We start from the raw sequence: 20,998 nt of genomic DNA, 5'->3' as shown, positions 1-20,998 counted from the left end.
GTGGGGTGCTTATAGTGAGGCTGCGGGCAGGCGTCAAGCGCAGAATGAGCGTCTGCCCGCATTCTTTTTTGTTTGTTCTCAAGCGGCAGAAACCGGGCTTTCCGCCTGTGGAAAATCGATGGCCCAGGTGCCGGAGCGTTCGGTCTTGTGGATCCAGCCGCCGCCCAGAACGCGAGCGGTTTCGTCGTCGCTGTCGAAGAAAACGCAAGCCTGTCCCGGGGCAACGCCGGTCTCGCCATTTGCAAGGTCGACAAAGGCCTTGCCATTCAGAATGCGAAGTGTTGCCGGTGCCGGCGGGCGGGTGGACCTGACCTTGGCAAAGACGTCGATCTCATCGCCTTCATCAAGCGGCTGATCGCCGATCCAGTTCATTTCCCGAAGCAGGATCGTTCTCGTTGCCAGTGCTTCACGTGGGCCGACGATCACCCGGCGGGTTTCCGGGTCCAGGCGAACGACATAAAGCGGTTCGCCGGTGGCAACACCGATGCCGCGGCGCTGACCGATGGTGAAATGGATAATGCCGTCATGTTTGCCCAGAACGCGGCCGTCCATATGCACGATGTCTCCGGGCTCGGCCGCATTGGGCCGAAGTTTGCGGATGACCTCGGCATAGTCGCCATTTGGCACGAAGCAAATGTCCTGGCTGTCCGGCTTGTTGGCGACAGACAGGCCGAACTCGGCGGCCAGTTCGCGCACCTTGGCCTTGGGCATGCCGCCCAAAGGAAAGCGGACAAAGTCCAGTTGCTCCTGCGTCGTGGCGAACAGGAAGTAGCTCTGGTCACGATCGAGATCGGCCGGACGATAGAGCGCGCGCTTGTTGCCCATCTGCGCGGAGCGAACGTAATGACCGGTGGCAAGCGCGTCGGCCCCAAGGTCCCTGGCTGTTTTCAGCAGGTCGGTGAATTTGACCGTCTGGTTGCAGGACACGCAGGGGATCGGCGTTTCGCCGGCAATGTAGCTGTCGGCGAAACGGTCCATCACCTGTTCCTTGAAACGGCTTTCGTAATCCAGCACGTAATGTGGAATTCCGATTTTTTCCGCGGCCCGCCTCGCGTCATGAATATCGACACCGGCACAGCACGACTTGGCTTTGCTGACTGCCGCGCCGTGGTCGTAAAGCTGCAGGGTGACACCGATAACATCATACCCTTGGGCATGCATCATGGCCGCGACGACCGAACTGTCGACGCCACCGGACATGGCGACAACAACGCGCGTGTCTTCCGGGCGGCCGGGCAAATCCAGACTGTTTCGCATGAACTACTCTTCCAGAAGTCTTTCGTGACCGGCGCGGCGGAGCGCAATGACGCTCAAGCGCTTGAATTTTGAAGCCTGTCGAACATGAAGTCGTGCAAGCTCAAGTACAGGCGCGCCGGTTCCCGTCTTTTCAAAGTTGGCGGCACTATACAGACAAGCATCGCTGATGCCAATTGCTTGCAGTCACAGGATCTGAGCGATCTTTATCAAGTGGACGCTGGTGGTGCATCACTTGCCGCGTACTGCTGGAAGTGACCGCATCCGAAGGCCGTCACCTAGCCTGGCGGAGACAGGAGCAAACATCAATGTCTCGATGAAATTGGGGCAGTTCTGAGGTGTCGGGCAGCTCTGAAAAGTTAAGCATGTTTACCATGGCATCTTGTTAAGTGATTGAATGTTTACTAAAGTTTCCGTTGCGGAAGTATGGAATGTGTTTCAAAATGGGGCGTATTTTCAGGTGAGGCATTGTTATGCATGTAAGCCTTGTCGAAACCACAGATCAGCTTCGGGCGTTTGAAAGCGCCTGGTGTGAAGTTTATCGGCTGGATCCTGAGAGTCAGTTCTTCCTGTCCTGGTGGTGGCTTACCGATTTTCTGAGCAAGACGGATGATGGTTGGGTCGTGCTGGTTGCCACGCCTGAAGGCGCGGCCGCTCCGGTGGCCTTCTTTCCCCTCAGGCTGAAGCTGAAGAAGCGGCGAAAGAGTGGGCAGTTTATCAACGGTTTCAACATGGCCGGCAATTACGCTGCCGATTATACCGGCTTTCTTTGCCTTCCAGATTATGAGGATCAGGCGATCCCTGCCTTCGCAGAGCATCTCATGACGATGCCCTGGGCCTTTCTCAAGCTCGAATATCTGCGGGCGTCCGGCAGGCGCAAGGAACTGTTCCTTGAGGCATTTTCAAAAAAGACCTTCCGCATCCAGTCCGTTGAGCGACTCAACGAAATCGACAACGTCAATAATCTCATATGTCCCTACGTCGATCTTCCAGGCACTTTCGAGGCCTATTTGTCAGAGCGGCTCAGCGCAAATTCGCGCCAGAAGCTGCGGCGCCTTCTGCGTAAGGTCGATGCAGACGAGGGCTATCGCATTACCCACGCGGATGCAGACACGATCGGCCGTGACATCGAAATTCTCCTTGATTTCTGGCAGGCACAATGGGGAGAGCGCAAGGGCGCGCGGCTGGACAAGATGGTCGGCAACAATCGCATCGTGCTGCAGGGCGGGTTCGATATGGGGCATTTGTACATGCCGATGCTCTGGAAGGGAGAAGATCCCGTTGCGGTGTTGGGCAGTTTTCTGGACCATGAGAAGAAGACGGTTTTGTTCATGATCGCGGGCCGCGATCAGTCGTTCAATGACATTCCCAGCGGACTCGTGTTGCACGCTCATAGTATTCGCCACGCAATAGAACTCGGTTTTGAGACTTACGACTTTCTGCGGGGCAACGAGCGTTACAAGTATTCCTTCGGTTGCAACGAGGTTCTCATCGACTGCATCAACATAACGACCAGAAGCGGTGTCAATCTGGGCGACCGGCTTGCCGAGCAGTCAGTCCCGGCAGTTTTCAATCAGGCAACGCAGCTTCACAAGCAGCATCTCCGCGAAGAGGCGGAAACCGGCTATCGTCAGATCCTGGCTACCGTCCCGCAACATGCCGGTGCGCTTTACGGCTTGGGGCAGCTGCTGGCTGCAAATGAAGATCACGCCGGCGCGTGCCGGCAATTCGAGGCGCTCACAGCCTTGCAACCGGGCAAGGTCAGGGCATGGCTGAGGTTGGCACAAGTGCGTCAGCAGTTACCGGAATTGGATGCCGCCTGTGACGCCTACCGCCGGGTGATTGCCATTGAGCCCGGACTGATCTCAGCGCATTTCGGGCTTGCAAAGTGCCTTGCTGACATGGGGAAGGCGAGTGAAGCGGTCGAAGAGCTGCATGCGATCATGCGCCTGCCGCTGCGCAGCGACACGGATCGAAGAATTGCGGCGGAGGCCACGAAGTTGTTGAGCGTGTTGAAGCCGGGTCTTGTCTCCAGTCATCCGCTTTTGCAGCCGGTCTCTTCAGCAGATCAGTCTCCGGCGATTGTTCTTCGGAACAAGATGAGCACCTGCGTATCTCCGAAACCACCGCAAAAGTGAGCTTCCAACCGTGTTGCCTCAGGTTGGCTGGTCCAGGCGAAGTCGTGTTCTTTCCGTCCAGATCGTGCTCGCAGATTGCCGTCGGCAACAATCCCCCTGAAGGCCGGAATCGATTGCCGCATCGGCAAAGGTTGCCGCCCTGTTGACTGGATTTTCCGAGGTCTTTTCCGGAAAACATAATAATAAACAACATCTTACTCTTCTTGATCGAGTTGGCCCGAAGCTTGCTTTCCTTTGGTTTGATGAAATGTGTCCGCGAGGGGCGGGCAAATAACCGGGGGCGCCAGTGCTGCCATTTGGATTGATAACCGATGTTTCCGCCGGGGCTTTGGCCGCCGGTGCCGGCAACGCCCAAAGCGCCGCCCAGGCGTCCGGAGGCCTCGGGGCGAAGTCTGCTTTTGCCGATGAGCTCAATGCGCTCGAGGACGGGAACGTTGAAAGCGTCGCTCTTGACGGATTGAGCGGTGATGCCGGACTTTCCGAGGCAGGCGTGCAGCAGGCCGAAGCTGACATTCAGAGCGAGGCGTCGCCGTCAGAAGCTGGTGAGCCAATAATAGCTGCCGTCCCGCCTCAGGTCAGCAAGGTGGTTTCAGAATTCAGCGGCGACATAGATTTTGCTCATGCGGGACAGAAGACGGAAGACGCAAATAAGCAATCCGAGGCGCCGCTGCCGGATATGGGTACGAAGAATGGCGGTTCGGGATCGGGCGAAGGAGCATTGCCTGGTGTTGCCACAGCTCCGGCTGTGGATGATGGTGTGGCAAGCACCCAGCCAGTGAGCGGTCAGGCGCAAGCCACCCCCTTGAGCGAGCCTTCTGCAAAGGCTGTTTCCGAATCTCAGGATCAGGCGTTGCCTGGAGGGTCCGTCAAGCCCACGCTTGCCGAAAGAGCTCCCGCCCATATGAACGTGGCAGGAGAGGTTGGTCAGGCTGAAGCCGAGCAAAGTCCGGTCCCGGCAAATGGCAATGATGATTCCACGGACGCGGAATTGACCGTGAAGGCTGCGGGTGGAGTTGAGGCCTCTGCAACGGCCGCCGCCATGGCTGCGGGTGATGGCATTGAGAGCGCTTCTGCCGGTGCCGCCGCGAAGTCAACGCCAGCTGTTGCGCGCCGGTGGCAAAGCGAGTTGCCGCAGGAGTTTCGCGCTCCTGCACCTCGTTCCGGGCAGGCCTCGGAGCAGAAAGGTGCTGACTTTGGTTCAGCTTTGGCAAACGTGTCCTCAGCCAAGGTTTCCGAAGTCGCGCCGGCGGCAATGAACGGGTCGAATATTCCGGGAAATGCCTCCGCTCACGCGGCTCAAATTTCCCCGGTCGGAGGAGCTGAAGAAGCGGCCGGTCCGCTGGAACCTGCTGTCGTTGATGACGGCGCAAAGGTGGAAGGTGGATCGCAGACCGCTCCGGTGGCAGAAGACACTGCTTTGAAGGTTCAGGGCGAGGCTGCCACCGTGACGGTGGCTGCAGGGGCGCGAGCGACGACAGCAGCAAGCGGTAGCACGCCCGGCGGCGAAGTCGCGGCCGGGCAGTCGCCAGCCGCACCTCCTTCCGGTTCGGTAAGTTCGGAAGTGCCGGCGTCGCCTGAACCTGTTGCCGAGGAGGTCGCTCTCGCTTCAGGCAAGCAGGCTTCGGCAACGGGTGCTGATGTTTCCGATGCGGCCAAGCGCGATCATTCTGCAGGTGTTGATCCTTCGCTAGAGCGCCCTGGTCAGTCGATAGCCAGGGGAAGTGGAACTGCTGCGCCGATCGTCAATGCTGTCCTGGCTTCCCAGATGATGGTTGACGATTACGACATCACCACCAGTCTGACGGACGTCAGCGTGACCGGTGAAGGGGCTGCCGCCGTGCGTGGCGGCGATCTGACGGGTGCTGTACGAACAGAGAGCCTCCAGGCACCCAGCCAGGCGCAATCAGGTCAGGCCGCCTCTCAGGTAGCCGCGGAAATCGCCCGCAATCTGAAAAATGGCCAGACCAGGTTCCAGATGCGGTTCGATCCGCCGGAGTTGGGCCGCGTCGAGGTTAATATGAAAGTCGCCTCCGACGGCAGTGTTCAGGCCCACCTGATAGTGGAACGGCCCGAAACGCTCGACATGTTCCTGCGCGATCAGCGCGGGCTTGAGCGCGCGCTGGAGGCCGCCGGACTGAACACCAGTTCCAGCGATCTTCAGTTTTCTCTGAAGCAGGAAGGTGGCGGTGACTTTGCTTCAGGTGAGGGCGCGCAGGACCAATCGTCCGGCGACGCCCGAGGTGAAGGTAATGCGGATGCCATGGAAGGTGATCCGGTGGATGAAGACATTGTTCGTTTGACGCTGGCAGAGCAGCGCGGCGGTCTGGATTTCAAGGTTTAAGCCGGCCAGGCGGCCGTTTCGGGAGTGATGAAATGACCACGGTTTCTTCCAGTACGGGAGCAAATGCGCAGAGTGCCAGTTCCACCAGCCAGTCGGGGCTGATGGCGAATTACGAGCTGTTTCTGAGTATTTTGACCACGCAGATCCAGAACCAGGATCCGCTCGATCCCATGGACTCGGCCGAATACACAGGTCAGCTTGTGCAATATTCAAATGTCGAGCAATCCATCCAGCAGAACAGGAATCTGGAAAGCATCATTGCTTCGCTGAAAAGCAGCCAGAGCCTGAGTTACGTCAGCTATATCGGTAATGAAGTCAAAGCAGATGCATCGACGACAACGCTGTCCGGCAGCAAGGCGACCTGGAACTACGAGATCAGTGAAGAGGCGAGCGGGACGTTCGAGATCCGCAACTCAAGTGGTGCCATTGTTTACAGCGGGGAAACCAATCTGGCTGCCGGCAAGGGTAAATTCGAGTGGAACGGAGAAACGGATTCCGGCGGCCAGGCTGTTGACGGACTGTATTCGATCTCCTTCGACGTCAAAGATGCGTCCAGTCGCCCGGAAAAGGTGAAAACGGAACTCACCGGTGTCGTCGAGAGTGTCGATTGGTCCGGCGGTGAGGCAATCCTGAAAGTAGGAAGCCAGGATATTCCCGTTACTTCGGTAATTTCGGTATCGAAGCCGAGTTAAAGGTCGCCACCTACAAAAGGTCGAGTGTTAAGAGGTCTGGTGCCAACAGGTGCCAGGCCTTTTTCCTTTGAAGGCATCAAAAGCGTCTTGATGGCACTCCAGGAGTTCCTATGTCGGCTTAAAGAAATGAGTGAGAAGGGCGGGCCGACTATCCGTAAATTGCGCGATGCCACCGTTATGCCTCGCAATTTGCATCACTGCGTTTTTATGGTTAACAAATTCATATATTGGAGTTAATAATTTTAGTGTTCTTCTTGAAGAAGTCCTAAATATCATTCACTAAATTTAGATTTTATAGTTAATAAAAACACAACTTTGCTTTAGTCGTTTGTTAAGCGTCGTCATGTAGTCTCAGTTCAACCTTGGTCATGGTTAGTGTGAGAGTACAATGACCGAACAGATTCGTTCGCGAGTAAAATATGTCATCGGGCCGGATGGAAGTCCGCTTACCATTGCGGATTTGCCCCCGACTTCGACGAAAAGATGGGTGATCCGTCGTAAGGCGGAAGTGGTGGCTGCGGTCCGTGGTGGGTTGTTGTCCCTTGAGGAGGCTTGTCAGAGATATACTCTGACTGTCGAGGAATTTCTTTCCTGGCAAAGCTCGATTGAAAAACACGGCCTGGCCGGTTTGAGGGCAACCCGCATCCAGCAGTACCGGAATTGATCCGGTAGCACCTGAAAATCGAGTGCATGTCAAATGCGCGTGAAAGGTCGGCATTGCCGGCCTTTTTTTATGCTTGTGTTTCCCGGGAAATTTAAGCTGGTTCGAGCCTGATTGAACCTGTTGCGATTGGGTCCGGTGATTTGTGACCGAACCAAGGCCAAAAACGGGCCGTTGCAAATCGACTTCGTGTCGAAACTTATCCAGAAGTTAATGAGGTAGGCAGTTTTTCCCCACTTCAGTTGCATTTTGCGTCTGGCGAATTCGCGGAATTCCGCCATTGCACGCCAAGGGGTTAATGAGTGTTAACGACTTGTTAACCTTCTGGGCGGCAAATTTTGCCCATCAAGGGCATGGCATGTCGAGCCGACTCCAATAATAACGGCTTGTGCATGTTGCAGATGCGGGCGGGCATTCGTGAACGGACTTATTGAATTCATTAAAACTCTTGGACCAGCGCGCGTCGCGGCGATGGGGGCGGTTGCCGCCATCCTGGTGGGTGTGTTTGCGTTCATTATCTTTCGTGTAACTGCTCCGCAAATGACAACGCTCTACAATGAGCTGACACTGGAAGACTCCGCGGCAATCGTCTCCCAACTTGAAAGCCAGGGCGTTCAGTTCGAACTGGCCCGCCAGGGTGCGTCGATCCTTGTTCCAAACGAGCAGGTCGCGCGACTGCGCATGCAGCTGGCTGCTGAAGGACTGCCGACGGGTGGATCCATCGGATACGAGATTTTCGACCGGTCGGATACGCTTGGCGCAACGAGTTTTGTGCAGAACATCAACCATTTGCGTGCGATGGAAGGCGAACTGTCTCGTACAATCGGCTCACTGGATCGTATTCGCGGTGCCCGTGTGCACCTCGTTATCCCTGAACGGCAATTGTTTCAGCGTGACCGCCGTCCGCCTTCAGCCTCCATTGTTCTGAATGTGCGTGGAGCACTCGGGCCAGGAGAAATTCGTGCCGTTCAGCATCTCGTTGCAACAGCCGTGGACGGACTTGACCCTGAGCGGGTCTCAATTGTCGATGAAAGTGGTCGCCTGCTGGCCTCGGGAGCAGGTGGAGATGAAGAAGGACTTGTCTCCGCGTCTCTTCAGGAGCGGACGGTGGAAGTCGAAAGCCGTCTTCGCAACCAGGTCGAGGAAATTCTGAATTCTGTGGTCGGTCCTGGCCGTGCACGCGTTCGGGTCAATGCCGAAGTCGACTACAATCGCTTGACGGAGACCACTGAGACTTTCGATCCGGAAGGGCAGGTTGTGCGCTCGACGCAGACAAAGGAGGAGGCGTCTTCCGCCACAAGCCGCAATGCGCAGGTCACTGTAGGGAACGAGCTGCCGAATGCGGGAGCGCAAAATGGAGGCGGTGGTGATCGCGACACCGCTTCGCTTACCGAGGAAGTTGTCAACTACGAGATCTCCCGCTCCACCCGGACCGAAGTAGTGGAGGCCGGGCAGGTCAAGCGCCTTTCCGTTGCCGTTCTGGTCGACGGTACTTATCAGCCGAACGACAATGGAGATGTTGTCTACACGCCCCGGTCTCAAGAGACACTTGACCGGATTTCCGTTCTGGTGCGCTCGGCAGTCGGTTTTGATCAGAACCGCGGCGATGTCGTGGAAGTCGTCAACCTGCAATTCGCCTTGCCGCCGCAGGAAGATGTCCTGACAGAGGGCAACGGCCTGTTCGATTTCACGCGGGATGACATCATTCGGTTTGCCGAGCTCGGAGTTCTGTTCCTGATTGCGCTCCTTCTGCTTCTGTTCGTTGTCCGCCCGCTGCTGCGCCGGATCGTAACTCCGGAAGAAAAACAGCCGCAGGAGCTGATGATTGGTCCGGACGGTACGCTGGTTGTCGAGACTGAAGTGCCACAGGAAGAAGTTGAAGAGGATGAGTTCGTGATCGAGTGGCTGGAGCAGGCCAAACACGAAGGTGCAATGCAGGCGAGTTCGATCGCCAAAGTGGGCGACATGATCAAGGATCATCCGACAGAAGCTGTCACGATCGTTCGCGGCTGGCTGGATGAGCAGGCAGCCTGATGGCAAGTGATCAACTTCAACAGCAGCTCAAGGTTAGTGCCGACGAGGAAGACCGTGAGCTGAAAGGCGCCGAGAGGGCAGCGGTTCTGCTGCTAGCGCTCGGAGAATCCCACGGCGCACCGATCTGGCAGAAACTGGATGAGATCGAAGTGCGGCAGGTCTCTGCAGCCATGGCCAATCTGGGTCCGGTCACACCGAACATGCTCGAAGACCTCTTCAAGGATTTTGTCCGCAGGGTCAGCTCCAGAGGGGCCCTGACGGGTAACGTCGATGCGACCGAGCGGTTGCTGACCAGCTTCCTTCCGGGTGAAAAAGTATCCATCATCATGGAAGAGATCCGTGGCCCCGCCGGTCGCAACATGTGGGAAAAGCTCTCCAATGTTCAGGAAAACGTACTCGCCAACTATCTGAAGAACGAATATCCGCAAACCGTTGCGGTTGTTCTGTCGAAGATCAATTCGGACCACGCGGCGCGGGTGCTTGGCATTCTGCCTGAGGAACTGGCACTGGAAGTTGTCAGCCGCATGCTGCGTATGGATGCGGTGCAGAAGGAAGTCCTGGAAAAGGTCGAACAGACGCTTCGTGTCGAGTTCATGTCGAACCTGACCAACACGTCGCGCCGGGACAGCCATGAAATGATGGCGGACATCTTCAACAATTTCGACCGTCAGACCGAAGCCCGCTTCCTGGCAGCACTGGAAGAAGACAACCGCGAAGCCGCGGATCGCATCAAGACGCTGATGTTCACCTTCGACGATCTGTTGAAGCTGGATGCGGCGAGCTGCCAGACCCTGTTGCGGCACGTCGAGAAAGATCAGCTGGCAATTGCTCTCAAGGGTTCTACGGATACCGCCCGGGAGTTCTTCTTCGGCAATATGTCGTCGCGGGCGGCCAAGCTGCTGGAAGACGACATGGACGCACTCGGCCCTGTCCGGTTGCGAGATGTTGATGAGGCCCAGACCGGCATGGTGAACAAGGCAAAGGACCTTGCCGCCAAAGGCGAGATCATGATCTCCAAGTCCAAGGGCGAGGATGAAATTATTTACTGATGCGGCAGACGGCAGGCACTTACAACAGCATGGGCAGCATGAATAACCCGTCCAAATTTCTGTTCAATATCGACTTTTCCGAACCGGAAGAGCCTGAAATCGTGGCGCCGCCAGAGCCGGAAATTCCGATGATCCCGGTGGCTGATCACGAAAAACTTCTGGCCGATGCCCGGGCTCAGGCTTTCGAGGAAGGCCGGGTCAAGGCGCTGCAGGACCTGCAGACCAAGCAGGAAACATTGCTGACTGCCGAGGTTGGCCGCCTCGTTGAAGCAGTCGGGCAGGTGGTGCAGACACTGGACGATCAGCAGGCTTTGCGTGAACAGGACGCCATCAGCCTCGCATTTCTTGTGGCTAGACGCCTTTGTGCCCATCTGATTGCCCGTCAGCCGCTGGCCGAAACGGTGGCATTGGTGTCAGAATGCCTTGGGCCACTGCGTAAGGCTCCGCATCTGGTGATCCGCGTCGCTGAAAGGGATATCGAGGCTCTTAAGGCCCAGGTCGACCCGATTGTTCACGAGAAAGGCTTTGAGGGCCGGCTCGTGATCCTGGGTGAACCTGATATCGATCGAGGCGATTGCCATATCGAGTGGGCCGACGGCGGCATCAAGCGTGACCGGAAAGCGCTCGAAGGTGAAATCGACAACAGCATCAGAGCCTATCTGCGCGCACGCGAAACCGCTGGACAGGCAAAAGTGTCCGACACGTCGGCGGAGAAGGATACTGACGTATGAGTGACGAACAAGACACCAATATCCCGTTGGATGAGCTTGAAGCGCCCCAGCGAGCTCTGGACGATGGTGAGATTCAGGCCCCACAGTCTGCTGCGGATCTGGAAGCCGTTTTTGATGTACCGGTTCGCATATCGGCTGTGCTCGGGCATTCCAAAATGCATGTCTCCGATCTTTTGAAACTGGCTTCCGGCACCGTCCTGGAACTCGACCGGAAGGTTGGTGAGGCCATTGATATTTACGTGAATGACCGGCTTGTCGCCCGTGGTGAGGTTGTCCTTGTGGAGGACAAGCTCGGTGTGACGATGACGGAAATCATCAAGACCGACCGATAGGGAAGGGAAGAGATGCGACTGTTAATTGTCGGGACCCTGGGCGGCCAGCTGACAACAGCGTCAAAGATCGCGATGCAGGGCGGCGCACAGGTCACCCATGCGGAAGACGTGGAAGGTGCCTTGAGAGTCCTACGCTCCGGCCGTGGGGCGGACCTGATGATGGTCGAAGTCCACCTGGACATTGCGGGTCTTATTGCCAAGCTCCAGAACGAACGAGTTCATGTGCCCGTGGTTGCCTGTGGTGTCGAGACGGATGCCCAGGCTGCTGTCTCTGCCATTCGGGCAGGCGCGAAGGAATACATCCCGCTTCCTCCCGATCCCGAGATGATCGCAGCCGTCCTGGCTGCGGTTGCCCAGGAACGGGGAGATCTGATCTATCGCGACGAAGCCATGGCGACAGTCGTCAAGCTGGCAGAACAGGTTGCTCCTTCGGAAGCCTCGGTCCTGATCACCGGTGAATCTGGAACCGGTAAGGAAGTCATCGCCCGCCACGTCCACAATTGTTCCAACCGTGCGTCGAAACCCTTCATTTCGATCAATTGCGCGGCGATCCCGGAACATCTGCTGGAATCGGAACTGTTCGGACATGAAAAAGGTGCCTTTACCGGTGCCGTGGCGCGCCGGATCGGAAAGTTCGAGGAAGCCGACGGCGGCACGCTGCTCCTGGACGAGATTTCGGAAATGGATGTGCGCCTGCAGGCCAAGCTTTTGCGGGCGATTCAGGAACGCGTGATCGACCGGGTCGGCGGCACCCGGCCCGTTCCGGTCAATATCCGTATTCTTGCTACGTCGAACCGGGATCTGGCGGAAAGTGTTCGCCAGGGGCAGTTCCGGGAAGATCTTCTGTTCCGCCTGAATGTCGTGAACCTGAAGCTGCCGGCCCTGCGAGAGCGTCCCGCAGACATCATGGAACTCGCCCAGTTCTTCACCAATCACTACTCCGAAGCAAATGGGGTGCCGGTGAGGCCACTTTCCGTGGAGGCGCGTCAGGCCCTGATGGCGAACCCCTGGCCAGGTAACGTGCGTGAACTGGAAAACACCATGCACCGGGCCATTCTTCTGGCGTCCGGCGGCGAAATCGGTGTCGAGGCGATCCGCATGCCGGACGGGACACCCTTGTCCATTTCCAGAGGGCCTGCTGAAAAAGCGGCTCAGGCAGCTGAAGCCGTTACGCGTTCCTTTGTGGGAAGAACGGTCGCCGACGTCGAGCGGGACCTGATCCTGGACACTCTCGACCATTGCCTGGGCAACCGTACGCATGCGGCAAAAATTCTGGGTATCTCCATCCGCACGCTGCGCAACAAGCTGAATCAGTATACCGATGAAGGGGTTAGCGTTCCGGCACCGGGTGAAGCCCGGGCGTAGCAGTTGGAACTGAAACAAGGATTTAACGACTGAAGGTGCCGATACCGAAATTGGAAAGGCGCCTTCGATTACCGGAATTGAGGAATGTCGGACACGGCAGCAGGTGGACAGGGCGGGGAGGCGACCCCCGCGGCGGATAAGCAGGCAGCGGCGGCGCAACCCGCCGCGGCTGTTTCCGGCCTGCCGAGCGTTCAGGAGCTGATCGATACCCTGCGCAAGGGGGATATCGGTCTTGCGACAGGTATCCTGGTGATCCTGACGCTGCTGATCCTGCCGATGCCGCCAATGATGCTGGACACGTTCCTGGCGGTTTCCATCATCTTCTCGGTCATGATCCTGATGACCGGCCTGTTCATTCAAAAACCGTTGGAATTCTCCTCGTTTCCAACGGTTCTTCTGATCGCGACCATGTTGCGACTGGGTCTCAATATCGCCTCCACGCGCTTGATCCTGGCTAATGGGCATGAAGGAACCTCTGCGGCGGGCAATGTCATTCAGTCGTTCGGCAATCTCGTCATGGGCGGGAATTTTGTCATCGGGATCATCGTGTTTGCGATCCTGGTGATCGTGAACTTCGTTGTCATCACCAAAGGTTCCGGACGTATCGCCGAAGTCGCGGCGCGTTTCACCCTGGACGCGATGCCCGGCAAGCAGATGGCAATCGACGCCGATCTGTCCGCGGGCCTCATCGATGAAGCGGAAGCCAAGACGCGGCGTAAGGCACTCGAAGACGAAAGCTCGTTCTTCGGGGCAATGGACGGTGCGTCCAAGTTCGTTCGCGGCGATGCGATTGCGGGCCTTCTTATCACCTTCATCAATATCCTAGGCGGCATCTTCATCGGTGTTGCCCAGATGGAGCTGAGTTTTTCGGAAGCCGCCAACAACTATACGCTGCTGACCATCGGCGACGGCCTGGTTTCCCAGATCCCGGCGCTGATCGTTTCGACCGCTGCAGGCCTGCTTGTTTCCAAGGCCGGCGTCCATGGAGCTGCAGACAAGGCGCTGACCAGCCAGTTTACCGGCTATCCGAAAGCACTTGGCATGTCGGCGGCGGTCATGGTGATCCTTGCGCTTCTGCCGGGCATGCCGATGATCCCGTTCTTCGGTCTTGCCGGTGTCGCCGGATATCTGGCCTACCAGGTCGGTAACAAGAAGAAGCAGGAAGCCGCGAAGATCGCGCAGAAGAAGGCGGTGGAGGCGGCGCCGAAGCCACCGCCCGAACCGCCGATTACCGACGCGCTGAAAATGGACGAACTTCGCATCGAACTCGGATACGCGCTTCTGCCCTTGATCAATGGCAAGGGGCAGAGTGACGGTGATGTTCTGACCGAGCAGATCAAGGCGCTGCGCCGTCAGGTTGCCGGTGACATGGGCGTTATCATGCCGCCAGTGCGTATCCTGGACAACATTCAACTCGGTGCCAACGACTACGTCATCAAGGTGAAAGAAGTCGAGGCCGGGCGAGGTATTCTTTACCCCAACCACTACATGGTCATGGACCCGGCGGGTGGCCAGGTGAAACTTCCCGGCACTCACACGACAGAGCCGACTTTCGGACTGCCCGCGACATGGGTCGAGGCGCAGTATCGGGAAGACGCCTCGTTGCGCGGCTACACGGTGGTCGACCCGGCGACCGTGCTTTCCACTCACCTGACCGAGACGATCAAGGGCAACATCAGCGAGCTTCTGACTTATGGCGACGTACAGAAACTGCTGAAGGAGCTCCAGGGAGAACAGGCAAAACTCGTAGAGGATCTTGTTCCATCGCAGATTACGGTATCCGGGTTGCAGCGTATCCTGCAGTCACTGCTCAACGAACGTATTTCAATCCGGGACCTCGGGACCATTCTGGAAGGTGTTTCGGAAGCGACCGGGATGACCCGCAACACGGATACGATTGCAGAGCACGTGCGCACGCGGCTGGGGCGTCAGATCTGCGCCGCCAATCTGGCTCCTGGCGGTTACCTGCCTTTGATTGCCCTGTCTCCGCAATGGGAACAGGCGTTTATGGAATCCATTGTCGGTGAGGGCGATGACCGGCAGCTGGCCATGCAGCCCAGCAAGTTGCAGGAATTTGTCGGCAAGGTTCGCGATGCCTTCGAGGAAGCCGCGCAGCAAGGCGAGGTTCCTGTGCTTCTGACGTCGCCACACACAAGACCCTTTGTACGATCCATTGTTGAGCGCTTCCGCGCTCACACAACCATCATGAGCCAGGCGGAAGTGCATCCACGGGTCAAGTTGAAGACCATCGGGTCAATCTGATTTCCCGCGACTGACGGGTATCCTTTTTCGGGCTAGATCAGGACGTTGATGCGCGACATCACAGCGGTCGGATTTGCATAGGGGCCGCGCGCGGCCTGGTTCTGCATCAGATGCGTGGTGCTTGCCTGTACGGCCTGTACGTTGATAGTGCTGAATGTATTTGCCACGTTGCGCAGCTGCTGCGATTTCTGGATCGCGTTGGAGCGTCGGCTGTTCCAGCCCTTGTTGTAGTCGGACCAGGTTGATTTTCGCTTTGAACTGAAGCGTTTGTGGTAATCGCGTTGGACGTAGTTTCCGACTTTGGGCATGATCGCATCTTTCCTGGATACGCTTCTAACCTCTCAAGGCATGGTTAATAACCGGTTAACAGGTTGCAATACGCAATTTGAGCACTTGGTGCGAACCGGATCAGCTGGTAAGGCCAGACCGTAGACGAATTTAGGAGGCTTCATGTCCGGTCAGACGCTCAATCTGAATGGTTATACAGATGTTCCCGAAGGCAAGATTGCCTTTGTCGTAACATGTCTTGAGATGCTGGAAGGGCCCTCGGAACCGCTTGCTTCGACCAGGAAGGACGTGACCCTGGAACGCTGGACATCACCGTCTGCGGAAGACTATTGTTCGATGTTTCGGCAGGTCGGCGAAGAGTGGCTCTGGTTTGGCCGGCTGACGCTTGAAAGGGAAACGCTCGACGGAATACTCCGTGAGCCGACGAGGGAATTCTTCCGGCCCATGATAAATGGCAAGCCGGTTGGGCTTTTGGAAATCGACTATGCCGATCCTGCGAGCCCTGAACTTTCCTATTTCGGCCTGACCGCGGATGCCATCGGGGGGGGCATCGGACGCTGGCTGATGGCTCAGGCTGTCGAAATGGTCTGGTCCCGTCCCGAATCCAGGCGGTTCTGGGTGCATACCTGCACCGGTGACAGTCCCCAGGCCCTGAGGTTCTACATGTCTTGCGGTTTCAAGCCTTACAAACGCTCGATCGAAGTCGCTGACGATCCACGCCTCTCAGGTGTGCTGCCGAAGGACAAGGGCGCACACGTACCGATCATCGAATAGATAGGCCTTCCTCGTCAGGCGCTCAGTTTCACGCGTTCCGGGAATGCTTCCGCGATCGCCTGGCGATTGGCCTTGAGCACACCGCGCTCTGTGATCAATCCGGTGACCAGGCGAGCGGGGGTAACGTCGAAGGCCGGGTTGCTGACCTCCGATCCTTCCGCGACGATGTCGATTGTTTCGATGGCTCCGCTACGCGAGCGGCCGGTCATGTGCCTGACCTCGTCGCCACTTCGTTCTTCAATCGGTATTTCGCGAATACCGTCAGACAGCGAGAAGTCGATGGTTGGAGAGGGAAGGGCAACGTAAAAGGGGACGCTGGTGTCCTTTGCTGCCAGGGCCTTCAGATAAGTGCCGATCTTGTTGCAGACATCGCCGGTTGCCGTCGTGCGGTCCGTGCCGGTGATAACCATATCCACTTGGCCGTGTTGCATCAGGTGGCCGCCGGCATTGTCGACAATCACAGTGTGCGGAACGCCATGATGGCCAAGTTCCCAGGCGGTCAGGAAGGCACCCTGATTGCGCGGGCGGGTTTCATCGACCCAGACATGAACCGGAACGCCACCATCGTGTGACATGTAGATCGGAGCGGTTGCCGTTCCCCAGTCAACGGTCGCGAGCCAGCCCGCGTTGCAATGGGTAAGAATGTTGACCGGTTCTCCTTCGCGCTTCGTGCGCGCGATGGCTGCGATCAGTTCCATGCCATGCATTCCGATGGCCATGTTGATGGCTATGTCTTCATCGCAAATCTCGTTGGCCAAGGTAAACGCGGCTGCGGCGCGATAGGCCGGTGCGACCTGGATAAGGCTTTTGCGGGCACGGTCCAGTGCCCAGTGGAGATTGACCGCGGTGGGGCGGGTCTCCAGAAGTGCCGAGCAGGCCGCATGAAGTGCCTCGTCAGAAGAATCCGCGCGCATGGCGAGTGCCACGCCGTAAGCTGCGGTTGCACCGATAAGAGGAGCACCACGCACCTGCATCACACGGATCGCATGGGCCGCATCTTCCATCGTGTGGAGCTTTGCGATTTCGAAAGCATAGGGGAATTTTGTCTGGTCGATGATCTCGACGCTGGCGCCATCTTTTGCGAGCCAGATCGTGCGATATTTCTTACCGTCTACATTCATGACGAGGTCTCCCGAAAGGCGGTGACATGTGTTTGCATAAACCATGATTACGGCGCAAACCAGCGCGTTGGCTGGCTTCAGGGTTAAAAATCCATTAAGCTTTATTAACCAAGTTTGAATGATTGCCAGTGGATAGCCGGCGGTTACAGCCATGAGGCAGTTTCACGCCGGTGGGAGTTGGTTAAGACTCGATTCACCAAAGGCATAAGAACGGAGTCGGGCCCCTCATGTCTGAAATGCAGGATAACGTTGTACCACATACGCGCATGCGCTCTTTGCGCGATGCAATCCGAAAGGTTCAACTCGGTGAGGTTGAGCGCTCGGATGTGGTCGTTGAGCTGCAGGACACCGAACGGGCCCGTCTGGACATGCTTGCCGATGAACTGAAGGACGTCTTCAAGGAGATCCCTGAAGACGATGATCAGTTTTCGCTGCAGATCATTGCCGGCTCGACACCGCGCCTTTGGATTGACGCCACAAGTCATGTAGCCGTCGGCGGAGACCGTCGCACCTACCGGTTCCTGAAGGACACCCGTTTGGGGCGCGTGGTCATTCTTGAAACCGCGAATATAGATGACATGGCTGATTGCCTGACCGAGTACATCGCCGAACGCGTTCTTGAACGGGAGAAGGCTCTGGAAGGCGACTGGCTTAACAATCGCCTGCGGCAGGTTGCGCTGGATTCCCAGGTTGTCCGCGTCAAGGACAGCAAGACCCCCTGGCTCGCAGTTGCGGGTGCTTTCGGGATCGGCATTGCAGCCGGCATCATCGGCCTGATTGCCTTTGCGTGGTTTGCCAACCCGCTCTGATGTTCGCCTTTTGAAATTCTGAGAAAGCAGGCTCCGGGCGCCTGAACATTTTTCTGGCGTCCCGTGTTCGCGGATCCAAGCTGTTTGCAGTTATCAGGAACGATCAGTGCCGCGTCGACGGATGGGCACGTCACGCTTTCGGAATGACCATGTCCCGTTGACGCATGAGGGCGACCGGCGTGTTGGGGGTTTCGAAACCGTGTTCCTCCATGTGGCAGGTCCAGCCGTTGTCGGTCTTTTCAATCTTGAAGAGATTGTATCTAGCGGCGGGTTTCTTGCCGCCGGGTGCGCTGGTTGCCGACGGCACGCCGACGACCGGAACCGGCCCGTTGGGCCCGTCGATTTCCTCAAAACTGTCAATGTGGGTGTGACCGTGGAGAATGAGCTCCGCACCAGCACGCTTGACCACCGTTCGCACCCTGGAGGCGTCCGAGAGCCGTTTGTGCCACTTGGTTGCCTGCTTGAATGGTGGATGGTGCAGCATCACGACCCGGAAAAGACCTTCTTCGCCAAGCTGGTCGAGTATTGTTCTCAACCGTTTGCTCTGCTCGCTGCCGACCCTGCCGGTTGCGAACCAGGGACCACTCGCGCGGCCGGTGGTGACACCGACAAGAGCAATCTCCCCTCTTTTGCGAACATATGGAAATGTCGCTTCCGAATGGGTGTCCACTGAAGGTGCACTGTCGGCTTCGTCAGCACACATATATGGCCACCAGGCTGTCCTGGCCTTTCTGACAGCGCCAGGCACATAGGCGTCGTGATTTCCGGGGACCACCGAAATATTTTCCGGGTCTCCCATGTCTTCCAGCCACGTTCGCGCACCTTCGATTTCAAGCGGAAGCGCGATATTGACCAGGTCGCCGGTGACTGCGATGTGGTCAGGCGCCTTCGCCTTCATGTCGTCAACCAGCTGCTCCAGATAGTTGGCACCCATGATCTTGGAGCGGTTACGCTGCCAGTTCAGATAACCGAGAATGCGCTTGGAAAAGAGCTGAATGAGCTTCGGGTCCGGCAGGGGACCGAGGTGCGGGTCGGATAGATGCGCAAGTGTGAACATGAGGGCGCATCTTCAAACCAAAAAGCGCCGCGTCAAGAAAAAACGCGGCGCTTGAAAAGCGGAACACAAGTTTTTCAGCGATCAGGCCTTGGCCTTGACCTTCTTGTTGGCAACCGGCTCTTGCTTGGCTGCCTTGGGCGCAGTGTCTTCTGCGGAGCGCGTGGTTTCGCGCAGCGTCGCACCAACAACATTTACAAACCCGAACATTCCGTCTCTCCGCTTTTTTCCGAACCGAACCTTAGTTGGTCGGGAAGGTTGTCAGGGAAGCAACAACGCGCGGGTTGCTCAGATCAACTGCCGGTTTCCACTGGTAGTTAGAAGTGCGGCGGCGACGGCGTTTTCCAAACAGAGCGTTCAACATCGGTTTTTCCTTTCATAAGAAAGGCAGGCAATGTGTCTGCCTTCGAAATCATCAAGTTGCACGATATATAGGCACGAGTTGGCAAAAGGAGGAGCGTTATTCTAGCGTAGCTGCCCTGCAGGGAATGCATGGGTTAACAAGTGCTTTGCGCAAGGAATGACGGTCTAATTTGAGTGATGCTTAAGTTCTTTTCACTGCTGCCGAGACATTGGACCAAGCGTTTGATCCAGAGCGCCGGACTGATCCGCAACCCCTATACACTGGGCGTCAGGGTGATCGTGGAGGACGATCAGCGGCAGGTATTGCTGGTGCGTCACAGCTACTTGCCCGGATGGTACTTGCCGGGCGGTGGGGTTGAGCGGGGGGAGACCCTGGATGAAGCTGCACGCCGGGAAGTCTGCGAGGAGGCGGGAATCACCGCCGAACAGTCTCCGGTCTTGCTCAACATCTACTTGAACGAAGAGGCGACAGGCCGGGACCATGTCGGTCTGTTTCACCTTGCGGCGTGGCAGAAGGCGGAGAATTTCCTGAAGCCGAACCCGGAAATTGTAGAAGCCTCGTTTTTCGCGCTGGAAGAATTGCCGCAGGACCTGAGCGCGGCGACGGGACGCCGCTTGCGCGAATTCCGTTCCAATTCCTTCCCGGCGGGCGGCAAGTGGTAGTAACGCCGCCCTGGGAAGGAAATCGGATCATGCTGCCGCAGCCTGCAACCGCGTCCGGTCATGTGGCCTCTCGAAATCGAGGTCCTGACCTACCGGAATGATCCTGGTCGGATTAACGCTCTCGTGCGAGCCGTAATAGTGCTGCCTGATGGTATCCATATCCACCGTGTCGGCAACACCTGGAAACTGATAGAGTTCACGCAGGTAGTTCGACAGGTTCGGGTAGTCCTCGATCCGCCGGATGTTGCACTTGAAATGACCGACATAGACAGCGTCAAACCGGATCAATGTCGTAAACAGACGCCAGTCGGCTTCGGTTAACCGATCGCCGGTGAGATAGCGGTGCTCGGACAACAGGTTTTCAAGAATGTCCAGGGTTTCGAACAAGGCCAGCACCGCCTCTTCATAGGCTTCCTGGGTCGTCGCAAAACCAGCTTTGTAAACGCCGTTGTTCACCGTGTGGTAGATGCGTTCATTGATCGCCTCGATCCCGGGATGGAGGTCTTCGGGGTGGAAGTCCAGGTTCGAGCCGGTCAGTCCGTCGAATGCGGAGTTGAACATTCGGATGATTTCGGAAGATTCATTGCTGACGATGGTTTCCCGCTGCTTGTCCCAAAGGATCGGGACCGTAGCACGGCCTGTGTAGTGCGGATCTGCCTTTGCATAGATGTTCCAGGCATATTTTGCGCCCGCGACAGGCTCCGTCTCGGGAAACTCCCAGCCGTTTTCGAGCATCAGGGGCTGAACGGCCGACAGTGAAATCATGTCTTCAAGGCCCTTCAGTTTCCTGAAAATCATGGTGCGGTGTGCCCACGGGCAGGCATAGGAAACGAACAGATGATAGCGGCCTGCCTCCGCCTTGAAGCCGTCGGTGCCGCTTGGTCCGGCGGAACCGTCTGCGGTGATCCAGTTCCTGAACGACGCATCCTTGCGGACAAAGCGCCCGCCGGTAGATTTTGTTTCATACCAAACGTCTTTCCAGACACCGTCGACCAGCAATCCCATGATGTACTCCCTTGATCAGATACCAAGTACGTTGTGCGTGGGGCTTGAAAATCAATCAATTG

The 20,998-nt window shown here is 57.1% G+C and carries 20 protein-coding genes; 13 read left to right on the top strand and 7 right to left on the bottom strand.

Features of this window, described 5'->3' with window-relative positions:
• Window positions 1–78: 78 nt before the first annotated feature.
• Window positions 79–1,257 (bottom strand): tRNA 2-thiouridine(34) synthase MnmA, encoded by a 1,179-nt coding sequence (mnmA, locus tag ABLQ08_RS08950; RefSeq protein ID WP_352940900.1) that lies wholly within the window; start codon window positions 1,255–1,257, stop codon window positions 79–81.
• A 470-nt stretch (window positions 1,258–1,727) separates the two neighbouring features.
• Between mnmA and ABLQ08_RS08945 the strand changes: the two genes are divergently transcribed.
• The 10 genes from ABLQ08_RS08945 (at window position 1,728) to flhA (ending at window position 14,859) form a co-directional block, all read left to right on the top strand.
• A complete protein-coding gene (locus ABLQ08_RS08945; RefSeq protein WP_352940898.1) occupies window positions 1,728–3,392 on the top strand; it encodes a GNAT family N-acetyltransferase in 1,665 nt (554 codons plus the stop codon).
• 286 nt (window positions 3,393–3,678) lie between these two features.
• Entirely contained in the window at window positions 3,679–5,733 is a 2,055-nt protein-coding gene (locus ABLQ08_RS08940; protein ID WP_352940896.1) for a flagellar hook-length control protein FliK, read from the top strand.
• A 32-nt stretch (window positions 5,734–5,765) separates the two neighbouring features.
• Window positions 5,766–6,425 carry a flagellar hook assembly protein FlgD gene (locus tag ABLQ08_RS08935; protein WP_352940894.1) on the top strand — a complete coding sequence of 220 codons (660 nt, stop codon included), beginning with the start codon at window positions 5,766–5,768 and terminating at the stop codon, window positions 6,423–6,425.
• Between the two features lie 388 nt (window positions 6,426–6,813).
• Complete coding sequence (locus ABLQ08_RS08930; RefSeq protein ID WP_008194991.1) at window positions 6,814–7,089, top strand: DUF1153 domain-containing protein; 276 nt, start codon at window positions 6,814–6,816, stop codon at window positions 7,087–7,089.
• Between the two features lie 414 nt (window positions 7,090–7,503).
• Window positions 7,504–9,120 carry a flagellar basal-body MS-ring/collar protein FliF gene (gene fliF / locus ABLQ08_RS08925; RefSeq protein WP_352940891.1) on the top strand — a complete coding sequence of 539 codons (1,617 nt, stop codon included), beginning with the start codon at window positions 7,504–7,506 and terminating at the stop codon, window positions 9,118–9,120.
• Window positions 9,120–10,169 (top strand): flagellar motor switch protein FliG, encoded by a 1,050-nt coding sequence (fliG, locus tag ABLQ08_RS08920; RefSeq protein WP_352940889.1) that lies wholly within the window; start codon window positions 9,120–9,122, stop codon window positions 10,167–10,169. Before fliF ends, fliG begins: the two co-directional genes overlap by 1 nt.
• Complete coding sequence (locus ABLQ08_RS08915) at window positions 10,169–10,900, top strand: FliH/SctL family protein (protein ID WP_352940887.1); 732 nt, start codon at window positions 10,169–10,171, stop codon at window positions 10,898–10,900. The genes fliG and ABLQ08_RS08915 overlap by 1 nt, the downstream gene beginning before the upstream one ends.
• Entirely contained in the window at window positions 10,897–11,232 is a 336-nt protein-coding gene (gene fliN, locus ABLQ08_RS08910) for a flagellar motor switch protein FliN (RefSeq protein ID WP_352940885.1), read from the top strand. The genes ABLQ08_RS08915 and fliN overlap by 4 nt, the downstream gene beginning before the upstream one ends.
• Before the next feature lie 12 nt (window positions 11,233–11,244).
• Entirely contained in the window at window positions 11,245–12,597 is a 1,353-nt protein-coding gene (locus ABLQ08_RS08905) for a sigma-54-dependent transcriptional regulator (RefSeq protein WP_352940884.1), read from the top strand.
• Window positions 12,598–12,681: 84 nt separating this feature from the next.
• On the top strand, window positions 12,682–14,859 hold the full coding sequence (gene flhA, locus ABLQ08_RS08900; protein WP_352940882.1) for a flagellar biosynthesis protein FlhA: 2,178 nt from the start codon (window positions 12,682–12,684) through the stop codon (window positions 14,857–14,859).
• 32 nt (window positions 14,860–14,891) lie between these two features.
• Here flhA and ABLQ08_RS08895 read toward each other — a convergent pair whose 3' ends face one another.
• Window positions 14,892–15,167 (bottom strand): flagellar biosynthesis protein, encoded by a 276-nt coding sequence (locus tag ABLQ08_RS08895; protein ID WP_352940880.1) that lies wholly within the window; start codon window positions 15,165–15,167, stop codon window positions 14,892–14,894.
• A 142-nt stretch (window positions 15,168–15,309) separates the two neighbouring features.
• On the opposite strand from ABLQ08_RS08895, the gene ABLQ08_RS08890 reads away from it, so the two are divergent.
• Complete coding sequence (locus ABLQ08_RS08890; RefSeq protein WP_352940878.1) at window positions 15,310–15,921, top strand: GNAT family N-acetyltransferase; 612 nt, start codon at window positions 15,310–15,312, stop codon at window positions 15,919–15,921.
• Window positions 15,922–15,935: 14 nt separating this feature from the next.
• On the opposite strand, the gene mtnA is transcribed toward ABLQ08_RS08890, so the two are convergent.
• Window positions 15,936–17,042, bottom strand: coding sequence for an S-methyl-5-thioribose-1-phosphate isomerase (mtnA, locus tag ABLQ08_RS08885; RefSeq protein ID WP_352940877.1), 1,107 nt, complete (start codon window positions 17,040–17,042; stop codon window positions 15,936–15,938).
• 227 nt (window positions 17,043–17,269) lie between these two features.
• On the opposite strand from mtnA, the gene ABLQ08_RS08880 reads away from it, so the two are divergent.
• A complete protein-coding gene (locus tag ABLQ08_RS08880) occupies window positions 17,270–17,851 on the top strand; it encodes a hypothetical protein (RefSeq protein ID WP_352940875.1) in 582 nt (193 codons plus the stop codon).
• 130 nt (window positions 17,852–17,981) lie between these two features.
• Here ABLQ08_RS08880 and ABLQ08_RS08875 read toward each other — a convergent pair whose 3' ends face one another.
• From ABLQ08_RS08875 to ABLQ08_RS08865, 3 genes are all read right to left on the bottom strand, one after another.
• Window positions 17,982–18,908 carry a metallophosphoesterase family protein gene (locus ABLQ08_RS08875; protein ID WP_352940873.1) on the bottom strand — a complete coding sequence of 309 codons (927 nt, stop codon included), beginning with the start codon at window positions 18,906–18,908 and terminating at the stop codon, window positions 17,982–17,984.
• Between the two features lie 81 nt (window positions 18,909–18,989).
• Window positions 18,990–19,115 (bottom strand): hypothetical protein, encoded by a 126-nt coding sequence (locus tag ABLQ08_RS08870; protein ID WP_352940871.1) that lies wholly within the window; start codon window positions 19,113–19,115, stop codon window positions 18,990–18,992.
• A gap of 31 nt (window positions 19,116–19,146) precedes the next feature.
• Window positions 19,147–19,269: a hypothetical protein gene (locus ABLQ08_RS08865; protein ID WP_352940869.1), complete on the bottom strand. Its 123-nt coding sequence runs from the start codon at window positions 19,267–19,269 to the stop codon at window positions 19,147–19,149.
• A 221-nt stretch (window positions 19,270–19,490) separates the two neighbouring features.
• Between ABLQ08_RS08865 and ABLQ08_RS08860 the strand changes: the two genes are divergently transcribed.
• Window positions 19,491–19,931, top strand: a complete 441-nt coding sequence (locus ABLQ08_RS08860; protein ID WP_352940867.1) for an NUDIX domain-containing protein — start codon at window positions 19,491–19,493, stop codon at window positions 19,929–19,931.
• Between the two features lie 27 nt (window positions 19,932–19,958).
• Here ABLQ08_RS08860 and ABLQ08_RS08855 read toward each other — a convergent pair whose 3' ends face one another.
• Entirely contained in the window at window positions 19,959–20,936 is a 978-nt protein-coding gene (locus tag ABLQ08_RS08855; protein WP_352940865.1) for a glutathione S-transferase family protein, read from the bottom strand.
• Window positions 20,937–20,998: the final 62 nt, after the last annotated feature.

This window comes from Roseibium sp. SCP14 (assembly GCF_040329475.1).
Taxonomy (GTDB): Bacteria; Pseudomonadota; Alphaproteobacteria; order Rhizobiales; family Stappiaceae; genus Roseibium.
This window is presented reverse-complemented; position numbering and strand designations above follow the sequence as displayed.

Coding starts and splice junctions, on each gene's coding strand:
- mtnA (WP_352940877.1), bottom strand. CDS start 17,042: ATGAATGTAGACGGTAAGAAATATCGCACGATCTGGCTCGCAAAAGAT.
- ABLQ08_RS08855 (WP_352940865.1), bottom strand. CDS start 20,936: ATGGGATTGCTGGTCGACGGTGTCTGGAAAGACGTTTGGTATGAAACA.
- ABLQ08_RS08895 (WP_352940880.1), bottom strand. CDS start 15,167: ATGCCCAAAGTCGGAAACTACGTCCAACGCGATTACCACAAACGCTTC.
- ABLQ08_RS08875 (WP_352940873.1), bottom strand. CDS start 18,908: ATGTTCACACTTGCGCATCTATCCGACCCGCACCTCGGTCCCCTGCCG.
- ABLQ08_RS08880 (WP_352940875.1), top strand. CDS start 17,270: ATGTCTGAAATGCAGGATAACGTTGTACCACATACGCGCATGCGCTCT.
- ABLQ08_RS08890 (WP_352940878.1), top strand. CDS start 15,310: ATGTCCGGTCAGACGCTCAATCTGAATGGTTATACAGATGTTCCCGAA.
- ABLQ08_RS08905 (WP_352940884.1), top strand. CDS start 11,245: ATGCGACTGTTAATTGTCGGGACCCTGGGCGGCCAGCTGACAACAGCG.
- ABLQ08_RS08870 (WP_352940871.1), bottom strand. CDS start 19,115: ATGTTCGGGTTTGTAAATGTTGTTGGTGCGACGCTGCGCGAAACCACG.
- ABLQ08_RS08930 (WP_008194991.1), top strand. CDS start 6,814: ATGACCGAACAGATTCGTTCGCGAGTAAAATATGTCATCGGGCCGGAT.
- ABLQ08_RS08865 (WP_352940869.1), bottom strand. CDS start 19,269: ATGTTGAACGCTCTGTTTGGAAAACGCCGTCGCCGCCGCACTTCTAAC.
- fliN (WP_352940885.1), top strand. CDS start 10,897: ATGAGTGACGAACAAGACACCAATATCCCGTTGGATGAGCTTGAAGCG.
- ABLQ08_RS08935 (WP_352940894.1), top strand. CDS start 5,766: ATGACCACGGTTTCTTCCAGTACGGGAGCAAATGCGCAGAGTGCCAGT.
- flhA (WP_352940882.1), top strand. CDS start 12,682: ATGTCGGACACGGCAGCAGGTGGACAGGGCGGGGAGGCGACCCCCGCG.
- mnmA (WP_352940900.1), bottom strand. CDS start 1,257: ATGCGAAACAGTCTGGATTTGCCCGGCCGCCCGGAAGACACGCGCGTT.
- ABLQ08_RS08915 (WP_352940887.1), top strand. CDS start 10,169: ATGCGGCAGACGGCAGGCACTTACAACAGCATGGGCAGCATGAATAAC.
- fliG (WP_352940889.1), top strand. CDS start 9,120: ATGGCAAGTGATCAACTTCAACAGCAGCTCAAGGTTAGTGCCGACGAG.
- ABLQ08_RS08945 (WP_352940898.1), top strand. CDS start 1,728: ATGCATGTAAGCCTTGTCGAAACCACAGATCAGCTTCGGGCGTTTGAA.